This window comes from Streptomyces flaveolus (assembly GCF_044765825.1).
GTDB classification, from domain to species: domain Bacteria; phylum Actinomycetota; class Actinomycetes; order Streptomycetales; family Streptomycetaceae; genus Streptomyces; species Streptomyces flaveolus.
This window is the reverse complement of sequence record NZ_JBIWKU010000009.1, coordinates 221496-243989: the sequence shown is the minus strand read 5'-3', so window position 1 is coordinate 243989 and position 22494 is coordinate 221496. Positions and strand designations below refer to the sequence as shown.

At 74.6% G+C, this 22494-nt stretch carries 6 protein-coding genes; 4 read left to right on the top strand and 2 right to left on the bottom strand.

Translation table 11 applies throughout. The features are described 5' to 3' along the window. Positions 1-47 precede the first annotated feature (47 nt). Both ACIRG6_RS26605 and ACIRG6_RS26600 read right to left on the bottom strand, forming a co-directional pair. On the bottom strand, positions 48-2279 hold the full coding sequence (locus ACIRG6_RS26605; protein WP_403324866.1) for an MMPL family transporter: 2232 nt from the start codon (positions 2277-2279) through the stop codon (positions 48-50). Between the two features lie 739 nt (positions 2280-3018). Further along, positions 3019-3798, bottom strand: a complete 780-nt coding sequence (locus tag ACIRG6_RS26600) for a LysM peptidoglycan-binding domain-containing protein (protein WP_403324865.1) — start codon at positions 3796-3798, stop codon at positions 3019-3021. Between the two features lie 679 nt (positions 3799-4477). Between ACIRG6_RS26600 and ACIRG6_RS26595 the strand changes: the two genes are divergently transcribed. From ACIRG6_RS26595 to ACIRG6_RS26580, 4 genes are all read left to right on the top strand, one after another. After that, entirely contained in the window at positions 4478-8926 is a 4449-nt protein-coding gene (locus ACIRG6_RS26595) for a peptidoglycan-binding protein (RefSeq protein ID WP_403324790.1), read from the top strand. 125 nt (positions 8927-9051) lie between these two features. After that, positions 9052-12921, top strand: a complete 3870-nt coding sequence (locus tag ACIRG6_RS26590) for a DUF6603 domain-containing protein (protein ID WP_403324789.1) — start codon at positions 9052-9054, stop codon at positions 12919-12921. Continuing rightward, the gene (locus tag ACIRG6_RS26585) at positions 12918-17945 is read left to right on the top strand and encodes an FG-GAP repeat domain-containing protein (protein WP_403324788.1); all 5028 of its coding nucleotides are present in this window, start codon (positions 12918-12920) and stop codon (positions 17943-17945) included. Before ACIRG6_RS26590 ends, ACIRG6_RS26585 begins: the two co-directional genes overlap by 4 nt. Continuing rightward, a complete protein-coding gene (locus ACIRG6_RS26580) occupies positions 17942-22420 on the top strand; it encodes a hypothetical protein (protein ID WP_403324787.1) in 4479 nt (1492 codons plus the stop codon). Before ACIRG6_RS26585 ends, ACIRG6_RS26580 begins: the two co-directional genes overlap by 4 nt. Positions 22421-22494 lie beyond the last annotated feature (74 nt).

Below are 22494 nucleotides of genomic sequence, written 5' to 3'. Positions count from 1 at the left end.
CGCGGCACCGTTGCACGGCACCGCGGCGCGTCTGAGCCTGCTTCGTCTCAGGCGGTGCGGGCCGGCTCTCGGGTCTCCCCGCCCGTCGGGGCGGATGTCGGAGCCTGTGAGGCAAGCCCGGCACCTTCGACATCGACTCGGGGCAGTGCCTTGTCGAGCCACCGGGGCAGCCACCATGCCTTGTCCCCCAGCAGGGCCAGTACGGCGGGCACCAGGGCCATGCGGACGACGAAGGCGTCGAAGAGAACCGCCACGGCGAGACCGAACCCGATCGTCTTGATCATGGACTCTCCGGATCCGATGAAGCCGGAGAAGACCGCCATCATGATCACGGCCGCGGCGACGACCACGCGGGCACTGTGCCTGAAGCCACTCACCACCGCCTGACCGGGGCGCTCACCGTGGACGTACGCCTCACGCATACGGGCGACAAGGAAGACTTCGTAGTCCATGGCCAGTCCGAACACGATGCCCACCAGGAAGATCGGCATGAGGCTCATGATCGGGCCGGTCTGCTCGACGCCCAGCAGTTCGGCACCCCAGCCCCACTGGAAGACCGCGACGACCGTGCCGAGCGCAGCGAGTACCGACAGCAGGAACCCGAGAGCAGCCTTGAGGGGCACGAGTATCGAGCGGAAGACCACCAGGAGCAGCAGGAGGGACAGCAGCACGATGACGCCCAGGTAAGGCACCAGGGCGTCCTGCAGGGCCTGTGCGACGTCGATGTTCATCGCGGTGCTGCCGGTGACCTCGAAGGTCGCACCGGTGTCCGCCTCCAGACCGGGGCGCTCCGCCCGGATGGTCTGGACGATGTCCTTCGTGGCCTCCTCGTTCGGGCCGGTGGCCGGCACGGCGGAGAAGAGGGCGGTGTCCCCGGCCTCGTTGAACTGCGGGGGCGTGACGGACACGACGCCGTCGGTGTCCTTGATCTGCTCGGCCATCGCGGCCGTGGCCGCCTGGGGGTCGGCGGCTTCCCGGACGTCGGCTACGATGGTCAGCGGGCCGTTGAAGCCCGCGCCGAAGCCGTCGGCCAGTGCGTCGTAGGCACGTCGCTCCGTCGTCGATGCCGGCTTCGCCTCGTCGCCGGGCATGCCCATCTCCAGTTGAGTGGCGGGCAGCGCCAGGGCTCCCAGAGCGGCCACGCCCAGCAGAAGGACCGCTACGGGCCGCTTCATCACCAAGCGAGCCCAACGGGTGCCGCCGTTGGCAGGGAGCACGGAACGGGATCCGGTGCCACCCCTCAACTTCCCGGTTTTGCGGGCCCTGCGGGACAGGACAGCGTTCGGCCACATCCCGAGCAAGGCGGGCACCAGGGTCAGTGCGACCAGGACGCCGATGGCGACCGCTCCGGCGGCGCAGAGACCCATCTTGGTCAGCATCGGTACTCCGACCACGGACAGGCCGGCGAGCGCGATGATCACGGCCAGGCCGGCGAAGACCACGGCGGAACCGGCCGTGCCGACGGCGAGGCCGGTTGCTTCCCGTGGGTCGTGTCCGTTCGCGCGCTCCTCGCGGTAGCGGGAGACCACGAAGAGGGCGTAGTCGATGCCGACCGCGAGTCCGAGCATCGAGGCGAGGGTGCCGGTGGTCATGGACAGCCCCAGGGCGCTGCCGAGAGCCAGAATCGCGCACATGCTGACGCCGACGCCGATGACGGCGGTCAGCAGCGGCAGCCCGGCTGCGGCCAGGGAGCCGAAGGTGATCAGCAGGACGACTGCGGCGAGGGCGATACCGATCCCTTCGGCCGAACCTCCCGCGGATGGTTGCGAGGCGAGAGCGGTGCCGCCCACCTCCACCGTGAGCCCTGCCTCGCGGGCCTCTTCGATGGCCTTCTCGAGGCTGTGCTTGGTGGTGTCGGTCAGGTCGCCGGCGTTGACCTTGTAAGTGACCGTGGCGTAGGCGGTCGAGGCGTTCTTGCTGACCGCGCCGCTCTTGAAGGGATCAACGGCGCTGTCCACCTGAGAGCCCTCGGCGACGGTGGACACCAGTTCGCCGATGGCGGCGCGGTTGTCGTCGGCCGTCACCTTCTCCCCATCGGGGGCGATGAACACGATGCGAGCGTTGGCACCATTGGCGTCCGCACCGGGGAACCGCTCACCGATCAGGTCGAAGGCCTTCTGGGCCTCGATGCCGGGCATGAACGATGCGCCGTCGTCCCCTGCGGCCGGAGCCTTGACGGCACCGAATCCGGCACCAGCGAGGATCACCGCCCACAAAAGGGTCACGAGCCAGCGCCGCCGGAAGGCGGTTCGCCCCAGTCTGTGCAGGAAGGTAGCCACGAGAAAGGTCTCTCCAAAGTCTGTTCTCAGGTAGGTACCAAGGCTCTCCTTCCAGGTGCTGCCGGAGCATCGTGCCACTGCAGTGACCTGGTCCTCGTGGCTGCACAGCAGGCAGGGGACCGTCCACATGCGAAACGACGATGCCGTTCTCCTACCTGAGGATGACCACTGGGCCGAAGCCATGGCCGTTTCGATTCGCCACGCTGGTGCGGATTCTCCGGTCAGTTCGTGGGACATTTGGTTAGCCATCGCCCAGTGGATCATCGTCTGGGATCGCTGCGGCAGGGTTTTGTAGTCCCGTGCCAGGCGGCGGTGCCGCATCAAGCAGTCGAAGGTCCGCTCGATCACCCACCGCTTCGGCAGGGTCTCGACCCCCTTCGTCCGTGGCCGCTGTACGACCTCGACACCGATGCGCCAGGCACCGGCCCCGCCTCCTCGGATTCCCCGAGGGTGGGGGAGGGGCCGGGATCTCGAGGACGTCGATCGGGGGCGGGGACGCCGACGTCCTCCACGAAGACCACGGCGCCCACGGCCCAGTACCCGTAGTGGCCGAGCAGCGGGGCCAGGTGGGCCGGCGGGCCTGCCGGCGGCACCATACCTGCACCGTGCTCCGCACCTCCGAGCCCGAGCGGCGCTCAGCGGACGGCGCTCCCGCAGGGTGTGCCGTACGCCGCCTCCGAGGTCGGAGAGGCGGACGGCACACCTTCGCAGGGGAAGGGTGAAGAGCTTCCCGCGGGCCTTACTTCTCGGGCAGTTTTAGCTTCTGGCCGGGCGCTATCTCGTCGGCGTCGGCGAGCTTGTTGAGGGCGGCGATCTCGCGCCAGCGGTTGCCGTCACCGAGCTTGCCGGCGGCGATGGACCACAGGGTGTCGCCCTGCTTCACCGTGTACGTGGTGCCGTCCGGCGAGCCCGTACCGCTGGACGACTCGGCGCCCAGTCGCTCGGCGATTCTGGCGCGCATCGACGCCATGGTGAAGCCACGGGGGTCGACCTTCCCCGGCTGCCACTCCAGGTGCCCGATCGTGCTGCGCTCGCTCCAGCCGTGCTCCCGGCAGATCGCCGCGGCCACCTTCTCGATGGCGAGGAGCTGCGCGGCCGGCCACGGGTCCTTACCGTCTCCGAGGTTCTCGCACTCGAAGCCGTAGAAGCACCGGTTCCCGTCGGTGTTGGCCTCGTTGTCGACGGGCAGGGCCTGCTCGCCGATGACGGCGCGCAGCACGTCGTCGTCGCCGCTGCCGGCGTGGTTGGCGCGGCCGTAGCCGACCAGGTGCACGGTGCCGTCCTTGGTGATGACGCCGTGGCACAGCGGGCCGGGCAGTCCCGAGTACCCCTTGCGGCAGATGTCCACCGTCCGGGCGCTGCCCTTGGTGACGGTGTGATGGATCATCACCCCGTGCACGGGACCCCAGGGGCCCCTGCTGTTGCGGTTGTGGGTCCGCCAGTCGCCGACCTCCACGACGGTGAGGCCCTCGGCCTTCAGTGCCTTGACGAAAGCGTTCGCGGACAGCGGTACGGCCATCATGACTCCTTGGAAAAGGGTGTGACGCGCGGGGCCCTGAGCCGGTCCCAGGCGATCTGGTCGGGGACGCCCCGCGCGCACCGCTTCGGCGTCCGACAACGGCAGTTGCGCCCCGAAGAGCGCGACGACACCTGTCCAGGCCCCCCCGGAAGCCGGTTGTCGGTGTGGTCTTCCCGCTCGAGGTGGCGGGTCGTGACGGCAACGATGGCAGAGCGGCGTCCGCCGCGGAAGAACCCGGCGCCCGGGTACGGCTCGTACCGGGCGGCAGGAGAAGCCTGAACCCGAGGTGGGCGCAGGACACTGTACGCCCGCGCACGATCCAGAATCCCGTTACTCCGCTTTTGTCAATGGAATCTGGTATTCCATCACGGCATTGCCGAAGATCACCCGAAATCTCTCGCGAAGCCCTTGAAAAGCCTCGCGTTCACAGGTCATTCTCAGTCCCTCGCAGCCCCCTGGAGTCCGCGACAGGAACAGGACCGGTGGGGCGGCGGCCTGCCACGGGGGACGTGTTCGGGGGAGCGGCCGGATGGCCGTACTGGGGGGATTCGCCATGCCGGAATCGGGCCAGAGACAGAACCAGAGACAGAATCTACGCGCGCAGGCGGCAGCCGTGGGGGCGACGATCAGCCCGCTCGGCGGCTCCGAATCGGCGACCGGCGCGACAGAGACAGCGGACGTGGCCACCACGGCGACCACCACCGTCGCCCTGCCCGGCAGCGCCTCGCCGACGCCGCCGCTGGTGGTCGCCGGGCCGCTGCTCAGGCGGGTGGAGCCGGGGTCGGTCACCGTGTTCGTGGTGACCCGGGAGGCCCGCACGGTCACCCTCGACGTGCTGCCCGGCAACGGGCCCGCCGATGCCGCGCCCCTGCTGACCGGCAGCGCCGCGACAGTCGCGCTGGGCGCGCGGACGCATGTCGTCGCGGTCACCGCGACCGGCGGCACCCCGCTGGCCGCCGGTGCCGGATACCGCTACCGGGTGGTCTTCACCGCCGCCGGGGGCCCCCGGCAGGGTCTGCTGGAGGCGGGCGTGGTGGCGGCCGGGGCCGACGAGGCCCGGGCGTTGCTCTGCTATCCGGGGACCGACCTGCCCGGGTTCGCGCTGCCCAGCGGCCCCGACGACCTGCGCGTGCTGCACGGCGGGCCGCGACTGCCGCACGCCGCCGGTCCCGATCTGCTGGCCCACGCCGACACCGTGCTCGCCGAGGCCGTCGCCGCCGCGTCGCAACCGTCGCCGACGCCGCCGGCCGAGGGCACGCCGGCCCCGCCCGTCCGGCCGCACCTGCTCCTGCTGCACGGCGACCAGTCACCCGCCGACGACGTGTCCGCCACCATGCTCGCCGTGGTCCGCTCCGCCGTCGCCACCCTGGGCATCCCGCACGACAAGCTGCCCCGCGCCGCCGACGCCGAGCAGCCCGCGGTGCTCGGTCCCGGTGAGCGGGCCGCGCTGTGCGGCGCGTCGAAGATACCCGGCACCTGGCCGAGCCACCTGCTCTCCTTCGCCGAGTACACCGCCGGGCAACTGCTGCTCTGGAGCGACGCGGTGTGGCCCGCCGCGCTGCCCGGCGTAGAAGCCGTGCACCCCGACGCGCGCTGGGCGTCCTTCCCGGCGGCGCTGCGCACCGCCGTCCTCGACCGGGCGCCCTACACCGCCACCGAGGCCCAGGCGCCGCTGGTGGCCCGGCTGGAGGCGTGGCGGGACGAGAGCGCGCGGCTGACCGAACTGCGGGCCGGGCTGCCCAAGGTGCGGCGGCTGCTGGCCAACGTCCCGGTGCTGATGGGCCTCGGCAGCCAGGACGTCACCCGGGGGTGGAACGGCGGCACCGCCGACGCCACCGGACTGCTGGGCGACTCCACCGGCCGCCGGGTGGTGCAGAACGCGCTGGCCGCCCACGCCGTGCTGCGGGCCTGGGGCAACACCCCCGACCGGTTCGCGGCGGCCACCTCGCCCGGCCGGACGCTGCTGAACGAGCTGGCCGCCTGGCTGACGGCCGCCGTCCCCGGCGAGGACGCCCACTGCGCCGCCGTCGCCCAGCGGGCCGGGCTGCCCAGCCCGGAACTGATCCGCCCGGCGGGCGCGCTGGACTACCACTTCGTGGTCACCGGCACCCGCTGGCACCTGCTGGTGCTGGACACCGCGACCCGCCGTTCGCTGGCCGTGCCCGGCGGCCCGGACCGCCGCCCGGTGGGCGACGCCGACCTGGAGGCCATGCTCGACCTGCTGCCCGAGGCCCGCCCGGACACCCTGACGCTGGTGGCCTCGGCGGTGCCTCTGCACCGGGTGGCCACGGCCGTCACCGAGGGCACCGAACCGGCAGTGGACCAGTCGGACTCCTGGGCCGCCGACACCGCCGGGTACCACTGGGCGCTCAACCGCCTGGCCACCCGCAGGGCCCCGGCGGACGCCGACCGGATCCGGCGCCGCAAACTGGTGCTGCTCGCGGGCGGGGTGGGCCACTCCTACGGTGACGTGGTGCGGTTCTCCGCCGAGAACGCCTATCGCGTCCAGGGCACCCCGGCGGGCACCCCGGTGAAGGCCGAGTCGGTGCTGCTGCACCTGACGGCGGGCGCACTGCGGGGCACCGGCTCCGACGACCGGGCGCTGCACACCGCTGGTCGGCGCTCCGGGCCGACCCGCCAGACCCGTGTGATCGGCTGGGATGCGCCCGTCGGCGCCGTCCAGGCCGGGACCCAGCTCCGGGCGGGCGACCAGCCGCCGGTGCCCTGGCAACTGGGCGGAGGACCCCCGCAGACCGGCACGCTCTCTCCCGACCGCCGGCTGAACCTGCGCCCCGACTGGTTCCTGGGACTGACCGCCGCCGAGCACGACCCGTCCGGCCCGGGCGCGGGGCTGCGGCCTGGGCAGCCGCTGGGCGTGGATCCGTACGACATCGTCACCAGCGGGACGGCGGACCCCGAGGACTCCGGCGAGCTCCCGGAGACCGACGCGGGACCAGGGGGCACCCTGGGACTGCGGCACTATGTGAACGCGCTGACCAATCATCGCAACGCGCTGCTCAACTGGGTCAGCGGCACCTCGGTGGTCGGTGTGAACGCGCTGTCCGACGTCACCGTCGTCTTCACCACCGAGTTGCAGGCCGTCCGGCAGAGCGTCCACTTCCTGCTGAAGGAGGGCGATGACATCCGGCCGTACACCGACTTCGTGCTGCCCGCCGCACCCGGGCCGAGCATGTACGTGGACCGGCTGTACGCCAACCTGTCGCTCAAGCGCGGCGACCACGACCCGGCCGCCACCGCCGCGGTGTACGCGGGAACCGCGACGCCCGGCGGCGGCTTCCATGTCCGTGACCTCCAGCGAGATCTGACGGAACTGGGCTTCGCCGTGGTGGCGGGTGACCCGGTGGGGGTGTTCGGCCCGCACACCGAGTGGGGCGTGCGGGAGTTCCAGGCGTACGCCAGGAACAACCGGATCGCCCGCCAGACCACCCAGGTCCCCCCGCCCGCCCGCTGGGCCGAGCGTCTGGAGAGAGCCTGGTGCCCAGAGGAGGACCGCTACGCGGGACCGGTCAGCGGCGTGGTCAACGCCCAGACCCGGTTCGCCATCGCGCTGTGGAAGCGGGAGCGGTACCGCTGCCCGGTGGTGGTGGAGGCGTTCACCTCGGCGGGTGCGTCGGTCCCCGGATTCGACAACCTGTGGCGGCACACCCAGCCGGGCGTCACCGGCAACACCATCTGCGTCAGCGACTTCCGCGACGTGTACACCGTCCCCGCGGAGTACGGGAAACCGCAGCCGGGCGGGGTGCCGACCGGGGTGCCCCGGATTCCGCTGGGACACTGGGCCCGGTACCACCAGGTCTACACCAGGCAGGACACGGCCGTCCCACCGGTGACCCACGGCGTGAACGTGCAGTTCGAGGGCGGGCTGGTGACCCTGCCGGCGTCCTCCTGGCGCCCGTCGAGCGAGGTGCTGCCGGAGAGCCTGCTGCCCGCCCGCGCGCCCGCCACCACCCCGCCGGACCTGGCCGATCTGGTGGCGGCGGCGGACGCCGACCCGGCCGACGGGCGGCTGTCCACGTACAAGGTGATCAGAGCGGTCGCCGAGGTCGAGGCGATCGGCTTCTTCGATGTGCTCAACTGCTACGACAGCGCCTTCATCTCCGGCGGGCTCTACCATTGGACGGCCGGGCCGACCGACGTCCCCGTGCTGACCTTCCCGCCTCGCACCAACCCGGGCGCGCCGCCCAATGTGGACCCGACCTACGTGGCCGCGCCGGTCGACGACAACTGGGACGTGAACCGGGGCGAGCTGTGGGCCCTGCTGGCGCTGCTCAAAGCCCGCTATCCGCAGGCATTCAAGCGCCACTTCGCCGCCTACGGGGTGGATGTGCTGAACGCCTGGAACTCGGCGGCGACCTGGGCGGCCGGCACCCGCACCTACATTTCCTCCGCGAGCCGGGAGTCCGAGGGCGGTCCGGTGGCGATGCCGCGCAAGGTGCGCGAGTTCAACCAGTTCCGCGGCTGGCACTGGGCCTACCGGATGGCCATGGCGTTCCGTCTGGAGCCGGAGTTCCGCCATGCGATGTGGGACCTGGCCCGGCAGCGGGTGGCGGACGTGCTGTCGCTGTCCTGGCCGGACCTCCCGGGCGTCCCGGCCGCCGACAACTACGTGCTGGCGAACATCGGGACCGGGACGGGCGCCCATCGTCCGCTGGTCGGTGAGGTGTTCACCTCGGAGCGGGCCGTGGGCATGATCCTGCGCTGGCACGTCAACCGGCCCGGCGGCCAGATCGTCCACCAGAACCGGGCGGGCAAGAAGCTGCGCGAGGCGCTGCGCTGGGCCCGGCAGAACCCGGCGGGTGCGAACCTGCTCCAGCCTGTCACCAACTGGGGTGATGCCGAGGAGGCCCGGCTGGTCGCGGGGCTGTCGGCGGTGTGCCCCAGCACCCTGCAATCCACCCTGGACCAGGTCCGCGACTGGCCGGACTGGAACCTGGCCACGCCCGGCCAGAACCCCAACAACTACACGCTGCCGCTGGGTGACCTGCCCGACGCGGCCCCGGCGGGGACACCGCCGCCCGCCCGTACCGTCGGCGAGCGCCAGCTGCGGCCCGACCGCGGCAGTTTCCGGATGGACGCCATCGACCTGCCATGGGTCGGCAACCACTGACCCACTGACATCGCTGACCGCCGGCGACGGCAGCCGGGGGGCGACGCTGCATGCGCGCCCCTCCATCACCGGCCGCCCGAGCACCGAACCTTCCACTTCCGACACGCCGTCAGGACGGTACCGCCATGGGCGAGAGCCAGCCACCGGACCCCCGCCGCGAACACGATCTCCTCACCCGCCTGTGGCAGCAACTCGGTGTGCTCGTCGCGCCCTTGCTGGCGGCGGGCGGCGATCCGGGGCGCCGTCGGGCGCTCGCCGAGGAGCTGGGCTGGGACCTGGCCGCGCTCGGCCAGCAGCTCAAGATCGGCGATCCGGCCCAGCTCGAACAGAGCCTGGACCAGTGGATCTCGGCGGTCTCCACCGCCTACGCCGAACTGCGCGCCCAGACAGCCGCCGGACTGCCGGACTCGCTGGAGGCCGTCAAGGCCCGTGCCCAGCAGGCCGGGAAGGCCGCCGGGGTGCTCAAGGCGCTGCCGCCGGTGTGGCAGGCCAAGGCCCCCGACCCGTGGCTGCTGCCGGCCCTCGCCGAGGACCTCGCCGACCTGCTGGGCACCCGCTACCTGCGGTCCGAGGTCCCGGCGCTGTACCGGCTGCTGGTGCTGCTCGGTGTGATCGAGCCGGCCGGGCCGCAGCACGTCCGCGATCCGCTGCCCGCCCCTCCACAGGCTCCGGTGCGGCTGGCGGTCTCCCGGGACCGGCTGCGCCCGGACCGGCTGCGGCGGCTGCTGACAGAGCCCGAGGCACTGCTGTCCGAGCTGTACGCCTGGCATACCGACCCCACCGCCGAGCAGGCCGACACCACGGCCGGGCTGCTCTTCCCGCGCCTGGCCGACGTGCTCCAGGCACTGGGCCTGCCGGCCGGGTACGGCACGCCCGAGGGGGTTGGCCCGGCCCAGGACGCGCCCGGCGCGGAGCTCGCCGCCCACGCCCTGACGCTGATCGGCGGGGCGAAGGACGGCACCGTGGAGGGCGGCTGGGGCGCGGGGCTGGTGCTGTCGCCGGACGAGCGCGGCGGCATGGGACTGGTGGTGCTGCCCTGGGGTTCGGTCGAGGTGTCCACTGCGGCCGGCCCGTGGAACCTGGCGATGACGCTGAGCGGCACCCCCGGCGGCTTCGCCTGGGGACCGCGCGGGCTGCTCCTGCCGGACGGGTCGGACACCGAGGTCCGGTTTCTGCTGGCCGCCGAGAGGCGCGGCGCCCAGGGCGCCCCGGCCTGGACCTTCGGGGCGCCGAACGGCACCCGGGTGGAGCTGGACCGGCTGTCGTTCTCGGCGTTCGCGCAGTTCGGCGCCGAGAAGGCGGACTGGGGGGTGGCCGCGGAGGCCGCCGGTGGCATGGTCCGCGTCCAGCCCGGCGGCGCCGACGGCGACTCCTTCCTGCGGCGCATCCTGCCCGCGCAGGGCCTGACCGTGCCGTTCCGGGCAGGGCTGGGCTGGACCCGCCGCAACGGGCTGTCCTTCACCGGGCAGGCCGGGATGGAGGCCGACCTGCCGCTGCATCTGGCGCTCGGCCCGCTCACCGTCGACCGGCTCCACCTGGGAGTGCGGGCGGGTACTCCGAACGGCGGCCCGGCCGACCCGGTCGCCGCCGTCGAGGCGTCACTCAGCGCCCGGCTCGAGCTGGGCCCGGTGACCGCCTCCGTCGAGCGCCTGGGTCTGGCGGTGACGGCGGCCTTCCCGCCCGGGGGCGGGAACGCGGGCCCGATGCAGGTGTCCACCGCCTTCAAGCTGCCCACCGGCATCGCGCTGTCGGTCGACAGCGACCTGGTGTCCGGCGGCGGCTACCTCTCCATCGACGAGGAACGCGGCCAGTACGCCGGTGCGGCCCAACTCGCCCTGGCCGCGTACCGACTGACAGCCGTCGGCATCCTGACGACACGTCAGGCGGGTGGCGCGCCACTGCGCGACAAGGCCGGGCGCGACATCTACTCCCTGCTGGTGATCGCCACCGGCACAGCGCCCGCCCCGCCCAGCCCCGGCTTCGCCCTGGAGGGCCTGGGCATCCTGGTCGGCCTGCACCGGGCCGCCGACGCGGACGCACTGCGCGCCGGGGTGCGCACCAAGGCCCTGGACAGCGTGCTCTTCCCCGCCGACCCGGTGGCGGCCGGGCCGCAGTTGACGGCCTCGCTGTCCAAGCTGTTCCCCGTCGCGCCCGACCGGTATCTGCTCGGCCTGATGGCCCGGATCACCTGGGGCCCGCGCACCCCCGACCCCAAGAACCCGTCCGCCGGCAGCAAGGCCCTGGCCACCGCCGACCTGGCGCTCTTCGTCGAACTGCCCGCCCCGGTGCGGATCGGCCTGCTGGCCCGGGTGACCATCACCCTGCCCGCCCCGGCCGCGCCGGTGGTGGTGCTGCGGATGGACGCCGTCGGCCTGGTGGACCTCGGCACGAGGGAAGCCTCGCTGGACGCCTCGCTCGTGGAGTCCTCGGTGGCGGGCTTCCCGGTCACCGGCGACATGGCGCTGCGCGCCTCGTGGGGCGCCAAGCGGCAGTTCACCCTCTCCATCGGAGGCTTCCACCCGCGTTTCACCGACCGCCCCAAGGGGTTCCCCGAGCTGCGCAGGGTGGCCATCTCGCTGACCAAGGGCGACAATCCCCGGGTGAGGGTGGAGGGTTACCTCGCCGTCACCTCCAACACCGTCCAGCACGGCGCGCTCGTGGACGTACGGGTGGAGAAGGCCGGCTTCACCGTGCTGGGGCGCCTCGGCTACGACGCGCTGATCCAGTTCTCACCGTTCGGCTTCGTGGTGGACATCTTCGCCTCCGCCTCGGTCAAACGCGGCTCGCGGACCATTCTGGCGGTGGACCTCGCGCTCCAGCTCTCCGGGCCGAGCCCGTGGCACGCCAAGGGACACGCGCACATCAAGCTCTGGTTCATCTCGGTCGCCGTCGGCTTCGAGATCACCGCGGGCCGCGACGGGAAGAAGGTACTGCCCGCGCCCGTGGACCCCAGCGCGGCTCTGCTGGCGGCCCTGGCCGACCCGGCCTGCTGGTCCTCGCTGCCGCCGGACGGGCAGTCGGCGGTCACGCTGCGCGAGGTCACCGCCCGGCCCGGCGAGCTGCTGGCCCACCCGCTGGGCGGGCTCACGGTGGCCCAGCGGCTGCTGCCGCTGGGCGTCACGGTCCGCCGCATGGGCCCCGATCCGCTGTCCGCGCCGGCCGTCTTCGACATCGCCCAGGTCCGCTACGGCTCCGGGGCCACCGCCCGTCCCGGGAAGCTGGGCGCGCCGGTCAAGGACTGGTTCGCGCCCGCCCAGTACAAGGACATGGCGGACGCCGCCAAGCTGAGCAGCCCCTCCTTCGACCTGCTGAAGGCGGGCGTCGAACTGGCCGTCGACGGACTCACCGTGCCGTCCGGCAAGGGCGCCGACGGCACCGAGCTGACCACCTTCGCCGAACTGGACTACGAGCCCATCATCGTGGACGAGCCCCTGGCCGCCACCGTCGCCTCGTCCCTGCCGGTGCGCACCGGTGCCGGACCGGCGGCCGGGACACTCCCGGCGGCGGCCGACCGGGTCGCGGTGGTGGAGGCGGCGGCAGTGGCGCGGCGGGCCGCCGTGGCCGCCGAGGCACCGTCCGCCGCTGCGTCGAAGGGGCTCGCGGCGGCCCCGGCACGGCGGTTCGAGACCGTGCCCGCCGAACTCCTCAACGCCCTGGCCGCCGCCGGTCCCGCGGGCCGGACGGCTCGGGGCGCCCGCTGCACGGCGGCCGGCGTCACGGTCCGCCCGCACACCTGGCGGGTCGCCGCGCCGGCGCCCCGGGCGGAGGATCCGGGGCGCACCGCCGGGGCCCGCGCCGCCGCGACCGTCGCCGCGCCGCACCCCACCACCCACCTCGCCGAAACCCACACGGAGGCATGGGAGATGGCCACCGCACTGCACGAGTCCCGGCCCCCGGCCGGGGCGACCGAGGTCCGGGCACCGCGACGCCCGCCGCGGGTGTACGCCGCCCCCTTCGGCGGCGCGGACACCCCGGCGGCCGGAGGTGCCCGATGAGCGGGCTGCGCTTCCTGCCCTGGGTCCGCGACGGCCTCGCCGGCGGACTGCCCGGCGCCTCGTCCGGCGCCGTGTCCGGAGCCTCCCGTGCCGCCGTCGACATCGGCCTGACGGTCAGCCGGGGCACCGACCTGCTGCCTGTCGCCCCCGTCGCCGTCACCCTGCTGGGGCCGGGCGACGTCGTCGGCGTGGACCCCGGGCAGATCATCCGCACCTTCCCCGCCCCCGACGCCACCGGGGTGGAGACCACCGGCTTCGTCGCCGTCGAGTTCGACCGCCCCGACCTGCCGTGGATGTTCTCGCCGGGCGCACCCGACGAGCGCGGACGGCTGCGGCCCTGGCTGGCGCTGGTGGTGGTGCCCGAGTCCGATGCCCAGCTCACCACCGCCGACGGCAAGGGCACCGCGCCCGCCGTGCTGAGCTGCCCCGCCGACGCGCTGCCCGATCCCGCCCAGTCCTGGGCGTGGGCCCACGCCCAGCTCGTCGCCACCGCCGACGAGGACCCGCTGACCGTGCTGAAGGAGGCGCCCGAGCGGTCGCTGTCCCGGATCCTCTGCCCCACCGTCACCGACGACCGGACCCGGTACCTGGCCGCCCTGGTCCCGGCCTACGAGGCCGGGCGGCTCGCCGGCCTCGGCCTGCCGCAGGCCGAGGCCACCGGTCTCGCCCCCGCCTGGCAGCCCGGGGCCACCGGCCGGATCACCCTGCCCGTCTACCACTCCTGGCGCTTCACCACCGGCCTGGACGGCGACTTCGAGAGCCTGGCCGTTCGGCTCGAGGGCCGCCCGATCACCGGCGTCGGCGCCCGCGCCCTGGACCTGGCGCAGGCCGGCGTCCTGCCGCTGGCCTCGGGCACCCCGGAGGCCACCGCCTGGCTGGGCAGCGCCCTGCGCACTCCCGGCACCGGGCCGGCCTGGCCGGAGGCCACCCGCACCGCGTGGCGGGCCGCGATGCGGGCCCGGTTCGCGCGCAGCACCGACCGGCTGCCGCCGCCGCTGTACGGAGGTGCCTACGGCGGCGCACCCGACGGCACCCCACCCGCCGAGGGCGCCGAACCGGCCTGGCTGGCGGCCGTCAACCTGGAACCTCAGCACCGGGCGGCGGCGGCGCTGGGCGCCCGGGTGGTCCAGGACCGCCAGGAGGATCTGGTGGCCGCCGTCCAGCAGCAGGCGGCCGACCTGCGCGAGGCCAACGCCCTGCTGTCCTTCGCCCGGCTCGCCCGGGGCGCCGGATCCGCCCTCCACCGGCGGCGCTTCATGCCCCCGGCGGCGGTCGCCGCCGCGCCCACCGCCGCACCCACCGCGGCGGCGCCCGGGCCGACGGCGGCGGCCACGGCGGATGCCTCCCGTGCTCTGAGCGATGCCCAGCTCCTCGCCGTCACCCGGCCGGTGCACGACCTGGTGCGGATGCCCTCGGCCGCCGCCCTCGCGGGGCCCGGCACGACGGACGCGGTCCAGGCCGAGGCGTCCGGGCAGGACACTGCCGAGGCGGCCCCCGCCGCCCCGCTCGCCCGCGTCGCCGCGACCGTCGCCGACGTGATGGACCGCAACCCCGCGGTGGCCTCCGCCACCACGGCCGCGTTCCGCCGTGCCACCCGGGGCCGCGCCGACGGCGGCGACCGGCTCGGCGCCTCCACCGCCGCGACGGTGGCCGCGCTGGCCGGGGGCCTCGCCTCTCCCGTACCGCCCGCCACACTGCCCGCCGGAGCCGTACCGGACACCATGTTCCGGGACGCCCGGGGCAACCCGATCACCCTGGAGCAGCTCACCGCCGCGTTTCTGTCCTCGGCCGACCCGTGGTGGCTCACCCCTCCGCCCCCGCCGCCCGCCGCCTGGCTGGAACTTCCGCAGCAGGCCAGGACCGCACCCGTGGCGAACTCCGACGGAAGGCTGTACGTGCTCGCCGCGGCCGACCTCGGCTTCGGCGATCCCGTCGGGTCCCTGTACGAGTACGTGCCCGACCCTGCCGGCGGTCCGGGCCTGTGGCGCAACCACGGCGGACCGGAGGGCCCCGGCCGGGCGGGCCTGGAAGGCAACCTCGCGATCGTGCCCGGTGTCAATCCCCGGATCTTCGCCCTGCGCACCGCGGGCTGGGTGCAGGAACTCGTGGAACGCCGCTGGGTGACCGACCGCTGGATCTGGCAGACCCATGCGCTGTCCGACGGCGACTTCGTGCACAACGGCTGCGACCCGGTGGTGGCGGGCGGCGGGGTCTGGGTGGTCTCGGGGCAGGAGAACCTGTGCCGGTTGGACCTGGCCACCGGTGCCTGGAGCAGCTTCGGCAACGCCGCCTCGGGGGTGCTGAACCGGCTGTCCGGGCCGCTCGCCGTCTCCCCCGACGGCGCTTATGTCTTCGCCCACAGCGGCGGCATGTCCCTGTGGCGCAACACCGGCGGCGCCGGCACCTGGAGCTTGATCACCGCTCCCGTGGTGCACGGCCCGGGCGTCAGCGCCGGACCGGCCGACGTGCGCACCGTTTCCAGCAACGGTGAGCTGTACGACTACCGCTACGGCCGCACCCCGGCCTGGCGCAACCTCGGCAAGCCCCTCGGCCGCGCGCTGTCCGCCCTGTCGCCGTCCACCGGCGACGTCCAGCACGCCATCGCCACCGACGGCACCCTGCTGCGCGGCACCGGCGTCGCGGGCACCGCCCCCGTCTGGACGGCGTGGACGCTGCCCGCCGGCCACACCCCGAAGGCGGGCATCGCCCCGGTGGCCGACCCGTACGCCGCGAACGCCGCGTACGTGCTGACCACCGAGGGCCGGGTGCTGCGGGCGGTGTTCAGCGGAACGTCGGTCACCTGCACCGATCGGGGCAACGCCGTCGACCCCGGCGGCCAGGGTGGCTGGCTCGATTGGGCCGTGGCCGACCGCCGCCGCTACGCGCCGAAGGTCGGCCTGTTCGCATCGGTGCTGGTCAGCCAGCTCGACGTGTCCGGTGCCACGCCCGTCGCCCGGCATGCCACAGGCCCCGACCTCGGCTACGACGGCGCTCCCCGCGCCGCCTGGGTGCAGGGCGGCGGCCCCAACTCCCAGCTCGGCGCCGCCGGGACCAGGGGCGTGGGCACGGCGGTCGCCGATCTGACCGGCAACGGCCGGCCCGACCTGGTGGTCCTCTCGGTGGACTTCGCCGGCGGCAGCGGCCGGATCGGCTACCAGGTCGGCTTCGACCTCGACAAGAACGGTGTTCCGACGGGCGGCTGGGGTCCGGTGCAGTACGCGCCGGATCTCGTCGGGCCGGTCGTGGACGTGGACATCGCGCTGTCCGACCTCGACGGCGACGGCCGCCCCGAACTGATCGTCGCCTACGCCAAGGCCGAGGGCACGGGCGGCCGGGTGTCGTGGCGGATCGGCTGGCGGCTGAACGCCAGTGGCCGGGCCACCGGCGGCTGGGGCCTGACCCAGACCCTGCCCACGGCCACCGGCCCCCTGGCGGCTCTCGGGGTGGACGTGGTGGACGTCACCGACGACGACACCCCCGACCTGCTGCTGGTGACCGCCGAGCGCGGTCCGTACCGGGACGAGGTCACCCACAGGATCGGCCGGTCGGTCAACCGGCGCGGCCTGGTCACCGGCGGCTGGACCGAACCGGTGCCGTTCGGCGGGCCGAAACCCGCCGAGACCGCCCGGCTGTCGGGACTCTCGGTCGCCGCGGTGGACCTGACCGGCACACGCCGCGCCGACCTGCTGTTCCTGCGGTCCTTCCCGACCGGCGGCACACACCGCCCGGCGCTCTGCGCCGCCTTCGACCTCGACGCCTCGGGCGTGCCGGCCTCCTGGGGCGACACCACGGTCACCGCTCCGATGCCGCAGAGCACCGCGGTCGCGGGAAGCTCACTGGCCGTCACCGACCTGGACCCGGTGCTGACGGAGCGACGGGCCGCCATGGGCGACCGGTTCGTGGGGGCGGCGATGCGCCACCAGACGGTGGTGGCGGCCACCCAACAGCTCACCCGGCAGACCCCGCCGCCCGGCGTCCCGGTCACCGCCACCGCGGCGGCGCTGCGGGCCGCCCTGGACCCACTGGCCACCGTGCCCGAGCGGGCGCTGTCCCGGATCGGGCTGGACGGACTGCCGCTCTCCGACACCCTGCCGCCCGGCGCCGATCCGCTGCGCGGCCTGGTGACCGGTGTGGAGTTCGAGGAGCCGGTGTACGAGCTGCTGCGCGCCCTGTCGCCGGAACACCTGCTGGGCGGAGCGGAGAACGTGCCGGCCGACACCGTGGGCCTGCTGGAGACCGACCCCGCGTTCCTGGAGGCGTTCATGCTGGGCCTCAACACCGAGCTGGGCCGTGAACTGCTGTGGCGGGAGGTCCCGGTGGACCCGGCCACCACCTACTTCCGGCAGTTCTGGGACGTCCGGGGCGCCGCCCCGGACGGCGGCCGCCCGCCCGGTTCCCAGCTGCCCGACATCCCCCCGATCGCCGAGTGGGGCGGCGGCGCTCTGGGCGTGCACACCACCGGCGTGGGAGCGGCGGGCGAGGGCGTACTCGTCCTGGTGGTGCGCGGCGAACTGCTGCGCCGCTACCCGGACACGGCGGTGACGGCCCGCAAGGCGGCCTGGACCGGCAAGTACGGGGCGGCGCGCACGGTCCAGGAGGGCGGCGCCGAACTGCTGCCGCTGTTCTCAGCCCGGTTCGACCCGGACCTGCGGCTGTTCTGCTTCCCGCTGACCCGTGCCGAGGCGGTGGGCAAGCGCTTGGACGCGGGGTGGTTCTTCTGCTTCCGGGAGCAGCCCTCCGGGCTCCGCTTCGGCCTGGACGAGGGCGAGCAGCCCCCGGCCGACCCGTACAACTCGGCGCACTACGCGAGCCGGGTGCTCCAGCGTCCGGTGTTCGTGGCGCTCCACGCGGACGATCTGCTGCCCGTCGACTCCGCCACCGTCCCCGACGGGCCGGGCACCAAACCGAGGCGGCCGACCGCGGGCGCCCGGACGGCGACCGAAGAGAGCACAGCCGAAGAGAGCACCAGCCAGGAGAGCGCGACCGGACCGGCCGCGACGGACCCGTCGGAGGCCGACCAGTGACCGCCCCCACCGCCACGCCCGCGACCGCTGCCGCGACGGCCGTCGCGAGTGCCGCCAATGCCGAGCCGCCCGCCTGGACGCTGGCCACCTCGCACCCCCTCGCGCTGCTCCCGGTGCGGCTGGAGACCCGGTTCTCCGGTCCGGGCCACGAGCGCCTGCTGATCCGGGTCTTCCCCGACACCATCCATGTGGACAGCCACGAACCGGAACTGACCCCCGAGGAGATCGCCTCGGGCGCCGACTACTGGCGCGCCGTGTGGCGGGCCGCCCGCCACGCCGACCGCGAACAGGCCGCCTGGGAACGGCTCGTCGCCGCCGTCGGGGCGAACCGGGCGACCTGGACGGCCCGGGTGATGGAGCCGGACCCGGGCGGCCGTCCGCAGAAGCCGGTGGCCGACGACATGCCGCTGCCCGACGGGCTGCCCCGCTTCCCCACGCCGCTGGAGCGCGCCGCCGCCTGGACCCGGGCGGCGGTGGCCCGCGCCCTGCCGACCCGCTGGGTGGTGACCGCCACCTGCGGCACGGTGGTGGTGCGCGGGGTCGGCGGAGACATCAGTCCCGAGCTGGTGGTCGGCCTCGACCCGGCGGCCGACGTGTCCACCGTGCCGGACCACCTGCCGCCGGTGAACGCCTCCACCGCCTGGCTCACCGACTTCGAGGCCGCGCGGGCCGCCGGGATGGCGCTGATCCTCGACCTGCCGGCCGGACCCGCCCGGGGCCGGCTGGACCGGGTGCTGGTCTACGGCGTCCGCGAGAAGGCGGGACCCGAGGCCGCCGCCGAGGACCTGACGTCGCTGCTGGAGGCGCATGCCGCCACCTCGGGCCTGTCCTGGCTGCCGCCGGGCACCCCGACCAACAACACCGATGACCTGCCGTCGGGTTTCAGCACCGTCGTCCCGCCCGCCCGGGTCACCCACGCCGACGTGGCGCCCGCCGCCGCCACCTCCGCCGGGCGCGCCGCGCTCGCGCTCGGCCTGCACATGGAGTCCGGCAACGGCGGTCCGCTGGCCGCCGCCCGCCGGCTGCCACCGCGCCCGGACGAACCGACGGCGGCGGCTCGTGCCGCCCACGCCGGTGACGACGACGACACGCCGGCCCGGCTGACCCAGGAGGCACTGTGGCCGGCCGGCATCGGCTACCACCTGCGGCACATGATGGCGGGCAGCGTGAACGAGGCCGGGCTCGCCCGGATTCGCGACCACTACCTTGGCTGGGTACGGGCCGAGGGCCCACTGCCCGCGTTCCGGGTGGGCGCCCAGCCGTACGGCATCCTGCCGGTGATGGAGAACGGGCGCTGGCAGCCTCTGCCCGGCGAGCCGGACGACTTGCCGGGTCTCCGCCTGCTCAGCCGTCTTCACTCCCGTGTGTGGAAGCCCTCGGTACGGCGACTGCCGCGGATCGGTGCGCTGCCCGTGGCGGGCGCCCCGTCGCGGACGCCGGAGCAGAACCTGGTGCAGATCCTGGGCGCCGAGGCCCGGACCCGGGAGGTCCGCGCCCGCAGCGTGGTGGGCGGGGAGTACGTGGTGTGGCTGTGGCGGTTCCTGCGGCTGCGGCTGGGCACCGGATGGCAGCAGAGCGCCTTCGCCGAGGGCACCGCGCTGCTGCGCGGCCTGGGCCTGCCCGTGGACGTGCCGCTGGCCACCGCCGTGTTCGCCACCGGCTCCTTCCGGCTGGGCACGCCCCTGGTGACCGGGCCGGACGGCACCCTCGGCCATCTCGCGTCGCTGGCCGTCGCCGGGCTGACTCCCGCCCAGATCGCCGCGGCCACCGACCCCGGCGGCGGCCCGACCCCGCTGCTGTACCGGCTCGCCAGGGCGGGCCTGCTGCTCGAGGCGTCCCGGGCGGCGCACGCGCTGGGCGCGCCCGAGCCGGTCGAGCCGCAGTTGCAGGACATGGAGCACGGCGTGGTCACCGACACCCTCTGGCGCCGGCTCGCACGTCCGGCGCCCGCCGATCCCGCCCGTACCATCGGCCAATACCTCGCGGACCCGCCGGCCTCGGACACCGCGAGCGCGTCCCTGCGCTCCTACCGCTCCGCGCTGTCCGCCCTGTCGCGGCTGCCCGTGGAGACGGTCGAGCGGCACACCGCCGCGGCGCTCGGCCTGGCTGCCCACCGGCTCGACGCCTGGACCACCTCCTTCGCCACCAAACGTCTGGCGACGCTGCGCGCGGCCCGGCCCACCGGCGTCCACCTGGGCGCGTACGGCTGGGTCACCGACCTCCAGGCGGCTCCCGGACGCACCCCGGTGGCCAAGCCCCCCAAGGGCGAGGACGATCCGGACCGACCGCTGGTGAGCGCCGCCTCCGGTACCGGCTACGTGCTGGCGCCCTCGGTCGGCCAGGCCGCCACCGCCGCGGTGCTGCGCAGCGCGCAGCGCTCGCACGGCGGGACGGGCGGCGGACCGCTGGCCCTGGACCTGTCGTCGCGACGGGTGCGCACCGCCCAGGCGCTGCTGGAGGGCGCCCGGTACGGACTGCCGCTGAACGCACAGCTCGGATACCGCTTCGAGCGCGGGGTGCACGAGGCCCCACGCAGACTGCTGGAACGGTTCCTGCCCGCGTTCCGGGCGCTGGCCCCGGTCGCCACCACCGTGCTCCGCCCGGACGGTTCGACGACCACCGGCGAGCTGCCGTCCGCGGTCTGCGACGGCCTGGAGTTGTTCACCCGGCACCGGGACGGCCGGCTGCCGTGGGGCACCGCCGGCCTGCCCGCCCCGGGCAGCCCCGACCAACTCGCCCTGGCCGGGGTGCTGGACACCCTCGGCGACTCGGTGGACGCACTGCACGACGCGCTGCTCGCGGAGGGCGTCCATCAGGTGGTGCAGGGTCGTCCGGAGCGGGCGGGCGCTGCCCTCGACGCCCTGTCGCGCGGCGACACCACCCCGCCGGAGCTGGAGTTCCCGCGCACCCCGCGCGCCGCCTCGGCGGTCACCCACCGGCTGCTGCTGGTCGGCAACGTGCGCTCCGCCGACCGGGGGGCGTGGGGCGCGTCGGTGGGCCGGCAGCCCAGGATCGTGGCGGCCGCACACACCGACACGGTGGCCTCGGCGCTGCTGCCCGCGCCGTACCGCGTCTTCTGCCGGCTGCGCTGGGTTCCGCCGGGCGGCGGGACGCCGGTGACGGGTCAGATCTCGCTGGACTACCTCCAGATCGGCGCGGTGGATTACGTGGCCATGCCGCCGCGCGGGCTGGCGCCGTGCGGTGCGGAGCTGGAGCAGCGGATCGCGCTGGCGGCGTGGCAGAGTGCCAAGCCGGCCGCCGTCGACCGGAGCTGGACACTGGAGCTGGACTTCGGGCGGGCCGCCGAGTGGCCCGCCGACCGGCTGTCGATCACCGAGTTCCTGGCGGCGGTGGCGGCGGTACGGCGGCTGTTCGACCACGGCAGGCCGCTGACCGCCGCCGACCTGGCCGAGCGGAACACCGAACCCGCCCCCGGGCTCCACCCGCAGGACGCGATCAACCGGGCCGCGTTCGCCCTGGGCCATGTCAACGACACCCTGACGGCGCTGGCCGCCGCCTCCGCCTCCGGCGGCGACCCGCTTCGGGCGGCGTTGCTGAAGGCGGCGGGGGCGGGCGTACCCGGGGCCGTTCCGCCGCCGGTAGGGGCGGCCGGGGAGGCCGCGCTGCTGGCGGAGGCCGCCGCCTCGGCCGAACGCGAGCTGCGTTCCCGGCTGGCCGCCCACGACCGGTTGACCGCCGCCTGGGCCGCGGAGCACCCGGCCGGCTCCCCGGCTGCCTCCGACCCGGAGGTCTCGGCCCACCACCAGGCCCGGATCAGGGCGCTGCTGGGCGAGGACCTGCCCCTGCTCGCCTCGTTCCTGCCCCCGGCCGAGCCCGCCGGCACCGGCCTGACGGCCTCGCTGGCGGTGACCGCCGCCCTCCAGGGCGCCCCGGGCGAGGGTCGCCGCTGGCTGCGGCAGACCAGTCGGGTCCGGGGCGGCGCCGGGCGCCTCCAGGAGGTGTTCGACCTGGCGGCGGCACTGGACGCGCCGGTGGCTGCCGGCACCGACCCGGTCCGTGTGGCCCAGCTCCCGCACGTACCCGACGACCGCTGGTGGGGCGCCCGACGTCCGGCGGACGCGCCGGAGGGCGGGCGGCTGTCACTGGTCCTGGGCGTGCTGCCGGGGCCGGCGCTCGACCTGACCTCGCCGGTGTACGGGCTGGCCGTGGACGAGTGGGTGGAGACGGTGCCGGACGCGGTCCACACCGCCGCCGCGGCGCTGGAGTTCGATGCTCCCGCCGCTGTGCCGCCGCAGACCGTGCTGCTGGCGGTACCCGCTGTGCCGCAGGACATGGTGTGGACGCCGGGCGGGGTGGAACGGCTGCTCCACCAGACCCTGGACCGGGCCGCGACCCGGCTGGTGGACGCGGACGCCCTCGGCGGCGCGGGCCAGTTCCTGCCCGGCCTCCACCTCGGCCTCAACCCCGACAACCGGGCCGTGTCCACGGACTTCCGTCCCGACGCCGCAACCTGACCGCGCGCCCCGACCGGCCGACCCGCACCCACGTACAGCCGGCCGCCCGTCCAGCCATCAGCCCGCCCAGCCGA

Excerpts from the sequence above, each read along its gene's own strand:
- ACIRG6_RS26600 (WP_403324865.1), bottom strand. The coding sequence starts at position 3,798 with ATGGCCGTACCGCTGTCCGCGAACGCTTTCGTCAAGGCACTGAAGGCC.
- ACIRG6_RS26590 (WP_403324789.1), top strand. The coding sequence starts at position 9,052 with ATGGGCGAGAGCCAGCCACCGGACCCCCGCCGCGAACACGATCTCCTC.
- ACIRG6_RS26585 (WP_403324788.1), top strand. The coding sequence starts at position 12,918 with ATGAGCGGGCTGCGCTTCCTGCCCTGGGTCCGCGACGGCCTCGCCGGC.